This is a genomic window from Rhizobium sp. B21/90, from assembly GCF_019355815.1.
Lineage (GTDB): Bacteria > Pseudomonadota > Alphaproteobacteria > Rhizobiales > Rhizobiaceae > Rhizobium > Rhizobium rhododendri.
Genome location: NZ_CP072163.1, coordinates 669,131 through 680,657 on the forward strand (window position 1 = coordinate 669,131; position 11,527 = coordinate 680,657).

Here is an 11,527-nt window from a genome sequence, read left to right on the forward strand (position 1 = left end):
AACACAATGAAGGCCTACCGCGTCCATGAGTTTGGCGGCCCGGAAGTCATCCGCGCGGAGCAGATAGAGCGTCCCGCTCATGAAGCGAACGAAGTGCTGGTGAAGGTGCACGGCGCAGGTGTCGGTCCTTGGGACGGGTGGATCCGCTCTGGGCACAGTGCGCTTCCACAGCCCCTGCCCCTGACACTCGGATCGGATATCTGTGGCGTCGTCGAAGCCGTCGGGGAAAACGTTCGCTCCTTCAAAGCAGGCGACGCTGTCTACGGCGTCACGAACCCCCGCTTCATCGGCGCTTACGCCGACTATGCCATCGCCAGCGCTACCATGATCGCTCTCAAGCCGAAGACAATCGACGACATCGAAGCTGCTTCGATTCCGGTGATCGCCGTCACGGCCAAACAGGCTCTGTTCGATCAGGCCGGTTTGAAGCAAAGGAAACAGTGTCCTCATCCACGGCGCTGCCGGCAACGTCGGCAACTACGCGGTCCAACTCGCGCACAAAGCGGGCATCAGGGTCATCGCAACAGGAAGTGCCGGGGACGTCGATGAAATCAAAAGTCTGGGAGCCGACCAGGTCATCGACCATCGTGCCAGTCGGTTCGAAGAGCAGGTATTCGAGGTGGATGCCGTCATCGACCTCGTCGGAGGTGAGACCCAGACCCGATCTTTCGCTGTCCTGAAAAAAGGCGGGAAGCTTGTATCTGCAGTGTCCAAGCCCGATCAGGAGCTTGCATCAAAACACGGTGTCACCGCAGCGTTCTTCCTGGTCGCAGTATCGACAGCCGAATTGAATGAGATCGCCGCAATGGTCGATGGCGGATTTCTAAAAACCAACGTCGGCGACGTGCTGCCACTATCAGACGCGATTGCTGCGCATGAGATGTTGGAGGGAACAAGAGCTCGAAACAAAGGGAAGATCATCCTTAATGTCTTGAGCGACTAAGGCAGTCAGTAAATAGCTTAGCAAAGGGAACGCTTTATCAACTCCAGTGGCGACTCAACTGGTCGCCGCTGTTCTATGTACACGCTGTGTGACTTGCGAATTTCCGCGATGGTTTTAGGTGATCTATGGAACTTAGGCTGCCATTAGTTGATGAATTGATTCAACGACATCAGCTGTGTGATACGGCTTTGCTAGGAATAGCCCTTCGACCGGCAACGTGCCTGGCTCAATGGCGTGATAGCCAGACGTCACGATGATCTTTATCGGCGGCCAACCGTCGCTGATTGCGGCAGCCAGCTTCAACCCATCGATGCTACCAGGCATCTCGATATCGGTGAACACCACTTGAATGTTCGTGTTTAAGATCAGGCAATCGATAGCCGTGTCGGCATTTTGGGCGTCAAAGACCTCAAATCCCGCGTCTTCCAGCGCGCTCACAAGCGCCATCCTGATGATAGCCTCGTCTTCCACCACAAGAACCACAATACGATCTTCCATTTTATTGCTTTCCCATTCATGTCCGGCCACCTCAAGCAGAGCGGCTGTGAGTTAGGCTGATTACATCACTTGACAGGCGACGCTCGCCCTTGACCCAGGATGATTATCGGTGACTGTGAATTTAGCCTGGAGCTGTTTAGCCATCGCCTCGACGATGCCCGTGCCAAGGCCAGGTTTGGATACAACGGGATCAAGTGACATCCCGACGCCGTCGTCGTCCACCGACAGCACCCATCCCGCTTGATTGGCGCGATAGGCCACTATGATCTTGCCCCTCCGATGGTTTGGAAAGGCATGCTTCAAAGCGTTGATAACCAATTCCGTAACGATCAGACCTAGCAGGTCGCGGAAATAGCGCCGATTTTTCCGCCGATCCTGGCTAGACGGCTCGAAGACAGGCCGTGATGAGGCTTTTTCAGCGGCCGTTGTCGGCCCATTTTGTCGTCATCCGCCTGGTTCGGCGGATTCCGGGCGCGATTAGGCTGTCGCCAGCAGCTTTGGCAGCCTCACCAGATTATAAGCGGTGGCTGTCAGTGTGAACATCCAGCCGACGCGATCCTTTCCACGATGGCGGGTCTTACGCATTCCGCCGCTGGTCTTGGCCCAACCGAACACTTCCTCGATACGCTTGCGAATGCGCTGACTGACAGCGTAGCCAGGGTGATGGGTGGTGCGACCGTCGATGGCCGAGCGTCGGTTCGTCGTGTTTTGGGCGACGTGTGGCGTCACCTTTGCGTCCCGCAAGGCAGCAACGAAATCGGCCGTATCGTAGGCTTTGTCTGCAGCCAATGTGATGCGATGACGACCATCCATGCGGCCCACCATATCCAGTGCCGCCTCGCGCTCGGCGGTTCCGGTCGCATGGGTCAGCGTGGCGTCAACAACCAAACCATTGCGGTTTTCCATGGTGACGTGGCCCATGTGGCAAAGCCTGGCCGCCTGGCCACGGGCCTTCTTATAAAGCCTGGCGTCCGGGTCGGTGGTCGATGCGTGGGTTGCGTTGCTGCGCTTCTCGCCGTGGAAATCGCGCTCAGAGTTGCGGCCTTTGGCTTCTGGCGGCTGTTTCTCTTCAGCGCCAGAGCCGCTGCCGTCGGTGTCGCCACCATCTGTGTCGTCCTTGGGCTTGAAGCTCTTCATGCTGGCCCAGGCTTCGATCAAGGTGCCGTCCACCGAGAAGTGGTCGTCTGACAGCAATGCTTTCACCCGCGGCTGGCTCAGCAACGCGGCCAGAAACTTGGCGGCGATATCGCCAGCCAAGAGCCGCTCACGGTTCTTGGTGAACACGGTGACGTCCCAGATCGGCGCGTCCATCGACAAGCCGACGAACCAGCGGAACAGCAGATTGTAGTCCATCTGCTCCATGAGCTGACGCTCCGAGCGGATCGTGTAAAAGGCCTGCAACAACAGAGCGCGCAGCAGCTTCTCCGGCGGGATCGACGGACGGCCGATCGCTGAATACATCGCCTCGAAATCCGGCGACAAAACTTCCAGCGCCTCGTCTACAATCGCGCGGATCGCCCGCAGCGGATGGCTTGTCGGAACCCGGGCTTCGCAGCTCACATAAGAAAACAAACCCGCCGTCTGGATATCATTACCGCGCATGTCCTGCTCCTGCCGACCAATCACTCAGGCATGGAATCATGGCAGTCCGTTCACAGCAAGGGCCTTTTTCCGCATCCTGCTAGACTCACAGAAACGGTTGCCTTGGCGACACTGCCGTCAACGTCGACGTCTATCGTGATCTCCTCAGGATCGAGGATCATGGAGGCGCCAAGGCTGTCGCAAAGCTGGGTAAAGTAGGTTCGTAGATGGACGTCGCCTGTGTTGGTCGACGCGAGCTGTCGCTGAACCGCAGCAATCGACATCACCCGGCCATGAGCGAGCTTCAAATGCGAGCGGCTTTCGTCGGAATTCACCCGCCGGGTACTCTGCAAGAGAATGCTAGCGATGATCTGCAGACTGTTGGCAACGCGGTGTTGGACTTCCTGCAGTAGCACAGCCTTCTCCGCAATCAGCTCGTCCTTTTGCTTTTCGGCAAGCCGGGCATCGGTGACGTCAAGGATTGAGAGCAATAGGCGTTCGTTTTCGAGGTCTCCGTACGCCAGCTTCTGGGCATTTAGAACCAGGCATCTCGGCAGCTTTCCGTCTCGATGGAGAGTAATTTCGTACGCTTGAACGGCTGCACTGCCCGACGCCGTTGCTTCCAGCAGCAATGACAGCGTTCGGAAGTTCCATTCGCCGTGACCAACTTCGGCGAAAGGCTTGTTTAAAATTGTGTCGGCGTCGATTTCAAACTCACCGCAGAACGAGTCGCTAGCAGCGACGACCGAAAGCTTGAGGTCCAACAGTAACATCGGCGCGTTAGATGACGCGACAATAGCAAGACCGAGGCTCATCGCGCCCTGCGGCGGAGGAGTTGCAGCAATTGTCATTAGAAATTGTCCTTGAAACCCGGAGGCTCGCACAGCGAAAGCCTTTCCCGGCGTGGACGTCGGTAACTGAGCAACAGAGCTTCAGTCCCGTATCGAAGCCTACCACGTATTCGAGAGCAGCCTAATGAAATCGTGTAGCGCTCCAACGGTTCGTCTCAAAGACGCTCAACAGATGGGCATACTAGGTTCCTATAGCTGCCAAAGACGCTGAACCTGGACGGCTCTGCGTCGGATACGCGTCCGGCATGACGTTGGAATAACGTCCGGTCTCATTGAACAAATCAGTAAGACGCGATCACTCGTCTTGCAGCGGCCACACTTCAACGACGCCGTGGGCCACGGCACAAGGCGCTTTGGATACCATCTCGATAGCCTCTTCAAGATCTTTTGCCTCAATGACGGCAAAACCCGCAACTGGAAGGGAAGAAGCCATATAGGCTCCATCTTCTGTTTCGACTCTTATGGCATCGGTGTTGCGAACTCGAACGGGCTGGCCGGCGATGCCGATCAACGCGCCCATGCGGCGCAAGGAGGCATCATGTTCATGCGCCATGTCTCGGGCAGCGCGCGGGGTTCGATCGTAACCGGCCTGGTCGCCATAACCGATTGTGACAAACTTAGGCATATTTTTCTCCTCAGGTAATCGCGCCGTTTCGGTAAGCACGCCTGAAGATGCAGAATTTCCACGAGCTGTCATGCGTGAACGTCGGCCTTATTGATATGCACGCGACTGTCGCGGACCCTTATCCCGATATTGACAAGCGATCCTCCATCAATCTATACCACTCGGTAAATATAGCAAATGGTTTACATATGACCGATCCTCTAAGTATGAAATTTGCAGCACTTGCTGACCCTACACGCCGCGCAATGCTGGCCCGCCTTGCACTCGGCGAGTTGACCCTTGCTGACCTCGCAAGACCTTTGCAGATGACGGTTCCAGCCGTTGCGAAGCATTTGGCCGTCCTGGAACGCGCGGGCTTCGTCACGCGCAGTCAGCCAATCAAGTCGATCGCACGACCGGCAAAGCTTCAAGCATCTGAATTTGCTGAAGTGACCGATTGGATCGAGAAGTGCCGTGTTCATTGGGAAGAGAGTTTTGATCGCCTGGCAGCCTATCTTGAAACGCCAGAGGCCCAGGCTTCAAAAGATGCGTGAGCCTAACGAGAGTATCGGAGACAGAGCTGTGCTGCGTCCCTTGACGATAATTCGGGACTTTGCTGCCCCGCGCGAACAAGTATGGAGAGCATGGACACAGCCGGATGCGCCGATCCGATGGCACGGCCCGCACTTTTATCGTGCCGCCGAATTCGATGCGGATGTCCGGGTAGGAGGAGCATGGCGGGCCTGTCTCAAATCAGACAATCCTGAAGACATCCTCCTTTGGCAATCAGGTAGATATCTCGTCGTAATGCCGCCTGAGCGTTTGGAATTCACCTTTGCCTGGGAGACTCCGAACCACGAAGATGGTCCTGACGTGCAGACCCACATCGTTGTCCGCCTCGAGGAATTGCCGAATGGAGGAACGCGAATGCACTTTAGCCAGACCGGTTTTAAAACAGTACAGAGCGCAAAAAGTCATTCAATGGGTTGGAACAGCACTTTCGATAGATTGGCAGAGTTTCTTATTCACCAGTCGGCCAGCTAGATCGTTGCTGAGCCATCTGATCAGACCATTTCGATCAGATGGCAGTCTTCGATGGTAGACCTCAGAATGTCGTCAAGCGGAAGACCATGCTGCTCGACGACTGGCGCCTCGTTTAGGCGGCTTTCGTGCGACCGTTGATCAATCATCATCCAGCAGAAGGACCGACGAAATGACCAATCCAGCAGGCACTCCGATCTGGTACGAACTTATGACCACCGACGCCGACGGCGCGCAAACATTCTATGCCGATGTCGTCGGCTGGAGCATCGCTACTTCAGGAATGGAAGGCACCCGCGACTACCGCATTCTGACTGCGCCAGACGGACAAGACGTGGGCGGCCTACTGACGCTACCGGAGGGTACCCCGATGAAACCCGGCTGGTTTTGCTTTATCGGGGTTCAGGACGTCGATGGTATAGCTGAGAAAGCCAAGTCGCTCGGCGGCATGGTTCTAATGGGCCCGCAAGATATTCCAGGCGTCGGCCGTTATGCGATGGTCGCCGATCCGCAAGGGATGGTGTCCTACATTATGCGCGGCGACAGTCAGCAGGCGTCCCGGGCGTTTCACGCTAGCACGCCTGGGCATTGTGGCTGGAACGAGCTTGTTACCAGTGACCACAGGGCCGCGCTCGCCTTCTATGGCGAATTGTTCGACTGGGAGAATAGCGAAACGATGCCGATGAGTGAAATGGGCGAGTACTGCTTCATCGATCATGCCGGCCATAGGATTGGTGCTGCGATGACCGCCGGCGCCGGCTGGCCGACACGCTGGAGCTATTATTTTAACGTTCCCTCGATCGAAGCAGCCCAAGGGCGGATCGAGCGGGGCGGTGGTACAGTGACGATGGGACCCCATGAGGTGCCGGGCGGCATGCACATCATCATGGGCAATGATCCGCAAGGCGCTGCTTTTGCGCTGGTCGGCGGCAAGTAGGAAGAGAGACAATGGCGAAGATCACCACCTGTTTATGGTTCGACCACGGCAAGGCCCGCGAGGCGGCCGAATTTTATGCGAGCGTGTTCCCCAACAGCCATGTCGGCTCGGGGCAAGACTCCCCTGCGGACAATCCCTCGACTAAGCGTGGCGAGGAGATCACCGTCGAGTTCACTGTCCTCGGCCAGTCATTCGTTGGACTGAACGGGGGCGCGCGCTTCAGCCCCAACGAGGCGGTCAGCTTCCAAGTCTTCACTGACACTCAGGAAGAAACCGATCGCTACTGGAACGCGATCGTTGGAAATGGCGGTACAGAGAGCATGTGCAGTTGGTGCAAGGATCGATGGGGCTTTTCGTGGCAAATCGTACCCCGCGCGCTGATGGACGGGATGGTCGACCCTGACCCCGCTGCTGCCAAACGCGTGATGGAAGCGATGATGAAGATGCGCAAGATTGACATCGCCAAGATCGAAGCGGCGCGGGCTGGGGAGACGCGCGATGCGTAAGATTATTGGCGGCATGTTCGTCTCGCTCGATGGGGTCATACAAGCACCGGGTGGCCCGACGGAAGACCCCACAGGCGGGTTCGCGAATGGCGGCTGGATGTTTCCCATCGCAGACGAGAAGGTTGGTACCGTGATCGGCGAGTTTTTTTCGCAGCCGTACGATCTACTGTTGGGGCGGCGGACCTATGACATCTTCGCCGCTTATTGGCCTTACGCCGACGGCGAAGTGATGGGCAAGGCCTTCACCGCCGCCAACAAATATGTACTGACAAAAGGTGGCCAACCGTTACTATGGGCAAACAGCCATCGGATGGGCTGCATCGATGACGTTGCGAGGCTCAAGCAGGGCGATGGCCCTGATCTGTTGATCCAGGGATCGAGCACGGTCTATCCCGCGCTGCTCGCAGCGGGCCTGCTCGACCGACTGGTGTTGTACACCTTTCCAATCGTGCTTGGCAGCGGCAAGCGGTTGTTCGGCAACGGCACGTCGCCAGGCACGCTCCGGCTGGTCGATCACCAGGTGTCGCCTGGCGGCACCGTCATCGCCACTTACGAACCAGCGGGTCCGGTCGAAACCGGGTCTTTCGGCGCGATTGAGAGCGCGCTTGAGGAGGAGCGACAGGCGAAAATAAAGGACGGCACATGGTAATCCATCTCTTCGGTCATCCATTTTCGTCCTATACTTGGAAGGCGCAGATAGCATTCTACGAGAACGACACGCCGTTCGAATTCAGGATGATCGGTCCTGATCATCCTAAGAATAGTTCCGAGCTTTCCCGTCTCTCGGCGGCTGGCAAGTTCCCACTGCTTGTCGACGGCGATGACGCGGTGTTTGAGGCAACGGCAATTGTTGAATATCTCGAGTCGGTCCGCCCTGGTCCTGTGAAACTGATACCCGACGATCCCGCGGCGGCAGTCAAGGTGCGGATGATGGACCGCGTATTCGACAATTACGTGATGAACGTTATGACAGTGATCGTTGGCAACGCGCTGCGCCCCGAGGAACACCGCGACCCATACGGTGTCAAGCGGGCCCGCGCCGATCTGGACAGGATCTATACCTGGCTCGACGGCGAACTGGCGGGCCGAGAGTGGGCGTGCGGCGCAGATTTCACCCTTGCCGACTGCGCCGCCGCCCCCGCGCTGTTCTATGCCGACTGGACGAACCCGATCGCGGATAAGCACGTTACGCTCAAAGCCTATCGTACTCGCTTGCTCGCCCGCCTTTCGGTCGCGCGTTGCGTTGAAGATGCGCGACCCTACCGTAGTTATTTCCCCCTGGGCGCCCCCGACAGGGATTGAGAGAAGAATCTTATGACGAAAAAGCTTAAGTCTAAGCAAGACCAGCGTTGTGTGGCATCTGCGGCGGCTTGCGGCACGTGGTAGTGCTGCGGCGGCGCCTGTAGATAGAGTTGGTTCACGGACCCAGCCGCGGCCTGACAGTTGTGGCTCTGACCAACATTGCATCCGACGGCATTTTGGGAACAGGCGGTTTTCAGCAGTCCTCGGTCGGGCGATCTATCCAACTATTGGAAACCCGTCGTGAATGAGAGAGGGGCTTGCGGTATACTCCTCAAGCGATTGAATGCAGAGCTCTTGGTTCTTGAAGAGATACCAACGGCCGACACAAACAATAGCGAAAAATGTGAGTAAACTCAAATTCTTAGAGTAACAGGCATTCGTGAAACACGTTGTGGAGCCGATCCCGGTTAGATCTCCGCCTAGAGCTGATTTAGCCATCGAGCTGCTAGCAATTCAAAATATAGATTTCTTCTTCGCGCTTGATGGGATCCGAACGGTGCACCCCAGACATTTTCAAAATGATCTGATAATGGCCGCAACCTTCGCGTCTGCGGTTTGGGCGACTTTTCGCTGTTCAGCCCGAGCTAGCTCGATCTTCTCCAGCTTGTCCTCCGTTCCGTTCAGCAGCTTCTCGAACCTTGTCTTGGTGTCGCCGCTGCCAACCGATTGCAGATTGGACCTGGCCCGCTGCTGATCCGCCTCAACCAGCGCGAACTGCTGGTTCAGTTCCTCAAGCGTCTTCCTTGCCGCATCCTGCGCAGCCTTCGCCTTCACGAGGTCATCGAGTTTTGCCCGCATCGCAGGGTCGATGGCTGCGTCCTGCCACTGGGTCAATTCATCCGATCCAGCATCCGCCAAGGCAAAGCCTTCCTGATTGACGATTGACAGCGTGGACGTCACCACTTTGGTTTCTCCTGCCTTCACAACCGTCTTGATGCGGTCCTTTGTGGGTGTGTCATCAGTCATGCCGTCCGCTTTGAAGGTCCAGCCCGGCCGCTTGATTTGCTCGATCAGCACAACTCTTGATGCGTCACTGGCACCCACGATCCGGTAGACCGTATCCTCGCGGGTCATCGACGAGGTGTTGATGATGCCATCGGCCACCTTGATCTGGGTGATCGTCGTTTCGGACCGGGGTTGTGAAGTGATGGAGACCTTCTGGTCGAGTGCGAAGCTGACGGCCTGCTTCTGCCCTGTCGGCAGTCCCATGGTCTTAGCGTCACCGACATATCCTTGTTTGCCGTCATAAACGGTCACGATGCCCGGAGGCAGGCTGATGCCGCTGTCGTTGTCGATCACGGCGGCGGCGGTCGGGTGCTCACCCCCCGCTTCAGCACGGTAAAGTGACACCATCTCCGCCTTCACGCCTTGGTCCAGGATCGGAACGGACAGCGTGTCGCCATTCCTGACGTCGTAAGTGCCCGCGAGCGCGAAGGTCGAGGTGACAGAGCCCTCCCCCGTCAGGACGGGATCAGCCGGTTCTGCCATCGAGGCGTCGCTGCTCTTTTCCGTCATTGGCGCCGGAGGCGGTGCCGCTATGGCCATCGCTGGAATACTTTTCCTGGCCAGTGGTTTGGCCGCCATGGCCTGATTTACGGCCACAGAGGTGGTGTCAACGGATACCTCCGTGCGCTGCTTCCAAAACAGGCTATGCAGCCGCTGCCTCAGCGTGACCGGCTTGCCGGATGACAGGGTGATTCCGACGCCATTCCAGTCTTCGCCCGAGGCATTCTCGAAGATGGCCCACGCCTGCAGCCGGACTGTACCATCCTGGCCGGGAACCAACCTGTAGGATGTCTTCCAGATCGGAGCGGGAACCACATAGGAAATATCGACATTGCGGCTCGCCGGTCCGTCCAGCTGGATACTGATAGTCCGAGCATTATCGGCGCTTGCTTTCGAGATGACGGCCATCGCGCTTTTGAGCTTTTCCTGAATGGCCGGATCGATGATCGTGATCTGGGTTCCCGGAATCGGGACCATCGAGATCGCGCCGTCGTCGCGCAGGAATGACAGCTGCCAACTCAGTTGCGTCTGGGCATTGCCTGGGATTTCAGTAACGCCGAGCACAACACCTTGCTGCTCACCGGCCTGGATGCGACCGCCGTGGATCGAATTTAACAGTGCCGGCAGGGACGTCAGGTCGGATGGCTTGAACGGCAGCGTTTTAAAGGTCTCATCGACCGGAGTAGGGCCAGCCAGAGACAAGCTCTTTACGTGGCCTATGTTGTCGCGAACGATGATGCTCTTGAGGATGTCATCAACCTGGTCCAGCGGGACGTCGATGTTGATCCAGGCATTCTGACCGACTGTGGCAGAACGAACGATCTCTGCCAAGCCGCCAGAAGATAGGGTGACGGACTTGACCGGGTCGCTGGTCCCGGCAAATGCGGTTGAGGCTGCGAGGGACAGGAAAAACGCTGACAAAGTCGCGATCGAAACAGACATGAATTCTCCCCACAAATTCACCGCAAGCGCCCTTCAGCAATCCACGGGCGCACTTACGATCTAGATCAACCTCTAAGTTCAGGATAATTGTAGCAAATTTGGGGTGGATAGCCGAACTCATCGGCAGATGGTTCATATATCGAAGCATCTCATGCAATCTAAACCATCGGCCACTCAATGTAGTAACTTTCTGTGCGGCTGAACGAGCTAGGATCGCAAGGCCCGGCTCACCAATGTCCGTGCTCGCATCGCTGACCTGCCTGCTTCTCGCCTCCTTGGGCCGTTGCCATCAGGAATGGAAGCGTCGTCGTCAGGCAGAAGACCCGCCTCATCCGCGGCATCCTGCATCCACATCCTTTCATCATAGCTCAGATCAACGTCGCCCACACAGCTGGATCTCCGGAAGGTTCACCGTATAGTGTCCTATCTCAAGGCTCACTCGATTGACGAGGATCCACAAGGCCAACTGAGGAGATGCCAACGGTGACTTCGGGATGCAAAGAAAGCTTATGCGTTTGATCACCCTATAGCTTATATCTTGCGGTGCCGCCCCAAGTTCAAGACTGTTCCGCTGGCGTTCGCTCACTCATCCTTCCGCAAGAGGAGGCCCCTTCGATGAAGAGTTGCAATAACTGCGAACGAGAAATCTCTGATTACCTTGCAGTCTGCCCGTATTGTCACAGGTTTCAGATGTCCGCTGATCAGAGGATTAGCCAAAACAGGAGGGTGCTGCTCGTGGCCATATTGACCATCATGCTGTTTAGCGGTTGGGCGCTTTTTCGGTATTATTCACGCGGTGTCATACCACATTTATAA

12 protein-coding genes and 1 pseudogene are annotated in these 11,527 nt (G+C 56.9%); 7 read left to right on the plus strand and 6 right to left on the minus strand.

The window, feature by feature from the left end; translation table 11 throughout:
- The first annotated feature begins 6 nt into the window (after positions 1-6).
- Positions 7-943: pseudogene (locus tag J5278_RS21230) on the plus strand (NADP-dependent oxidoreductase).
- Positions 944-1,075: 132 nt separating this feature from the next.
- Here J5278_RS21230 and J5278_RS21235 read toward each other — a convergent pair.
- From J5278_RS21235 to J5278_RS21255, 5 genes are all read right to left on the minus strand, one after another.
- On the minus strand, positions 1,076-1,441 hold the full coding sequence (locus tag J5278_RS21235) for a response regulator (protein ID WP_209188222.1): 366 nt from the start codon (positions 1,439-1,441) through the stop codon (positions 1,076-1,078).
- A 60-nt stretch (positions 1,442-1,501) separates the two neighbouring features.
- A complete protein-coding gene (locus J5278_RS21240; protein ID WP_374109207.1) occupies positions 1,502-1,759 on the minus strand; it encodes a hypothetical protein in 258 nt (85 codons plus the stop codon).
- Between the two features lie 159 nt (positions 1,760-1,918).
- Positions 1,919-3,043 (minus strand): IS5 family transposase, encoded by a 1,125-nt coding sequence (locus J5278_RS21245; RefSeq protein WP_209230093.1) that lies wholly within the window; start codon positions 3,041-3,043, stop codon positions 1,919-1,921.
- Positions 3,044-3,093: 50 nt separating this feature from the next.
- Complete coding sequence (locus J5278_RS21250; RefSeq protein ID WP_257623469.1) at positions 3,094-3,873, minus strand: sensor histidine kinase; 780 nt, start codon at positions 3,871-3,873, stop codon at positions 3,094-3,096.
- Positions 3,874-4,168: 295 nt separating this feature from the next.
- Positions 4,169-4,498, minus strand: a complete 330-nt coding sequence (locus J5278_RS21255) for a YciI family protein (protein ID WP_209183077.1) — start codon at positions 4,496-4,498, stop codon at positions 4,169-4,171.
- Positions 4,499-4,572: 74 nt separating this feature from the next.
- Here J5278_RS21255 and J5278_RS21260 point away from each other — a divergent pair, with 74 nt between their 5' ends.
- The 6 genes from J5278_RS21260 to J5278_RS21285 all read left to right on the plus strand — a co-directional run bounded on the left by J5278_RS21260 (position 4,573) and on the right by J5278_RS21285 (position 8,263).
- Entirely contained in the window at positions 4,573-5,031 is a 459-nt protein-coding gene (locus J5278_RS21260; protein WP_257623470.1) for a metalloregulator ArsR/SmtB family transcription factor, read from the plus strand.
- Between the two features lie 28 nt (positions 5,032-5,059).
- Positions 5,060-5,521: an SRPBCC domain-containing protein gene (locus tag J5278_RS21265; RefSeq protein ID WP_209183078.1), complete on the plus strand. Its 462-nt coding sequence runs from the start codon at positions 5,060-5,062 to the stop codon at positions 5,519-5,521.
- Positions 5,522-5,690: 169 nt separating this feature from the next.
- Positions 5,691-6,455, plus strand: coding sequence for a VOC family protein (locus tag J5278_RS21270; protein ID WP_219259034.1), 765 nt, complete (start codon positions 5,691-5,693; stop codon positions 6,453-6,455).
- Positions 6,456-6,466: 11 nt separating this feature from the next.
- Positions 6,467-6,961: a VOC family protein gene (locus tag J5278_RS21275; RefSeq protein ID WP_209183080.1), complete on the plus strand. Its 495-nt coding sequence runs from the start codon at positions 6,467-6,469 to the stop codon at positions 6,959-6,961.
- The gene (locus tag J5278_RS21280; protein WP_219259035.1) at positions 6,954-7,610 is read left to right on the plus strand and encodes a dihydrofolate reductase family protein; all 657 of its coding nucleotides are present in this window, start codon (positions 6,954-6,956) and stop codon (positions 7,608-7,610) included. The genes J5278_RS21275 and J5278_RS21280 overlap by 8 nt, the downstream gene beginning before the upstream one ends.
- Positions 7,604-8,263, plus strand: coding sequence for a glutathione S-transferase family protein (locus J5278_RS21285; protein WP_219259037.1), 660 nt, complete (start codon positions 7,604-7,606; stop codon positions 8,261-8,263). Before J5278_RS21280 ends, J5278_RS21285 begins: the two co-directional genes overlap by 7 nt.
- A gap of 513 nt (positions 8,264-8,776) precedes the next feature.
- On the opposite strand, the gene J5278_RS21290 is transcribed toward J5278_RS21285, so the two are convergent.
- Positions 8,777-10,711: a DUF4139 domain-containing protein gene (locus tag J5278_RS21290; RefSeq protein ID WP_219259039.1), complete on the minus strand. Its 1,935-nt coding sequence runs from the start codon at positions 10,709-10,711 to the stop codon at positions 8,777-8,779.
- Positions 10,712-11,527: the final 816 nt, after the last annotated feature.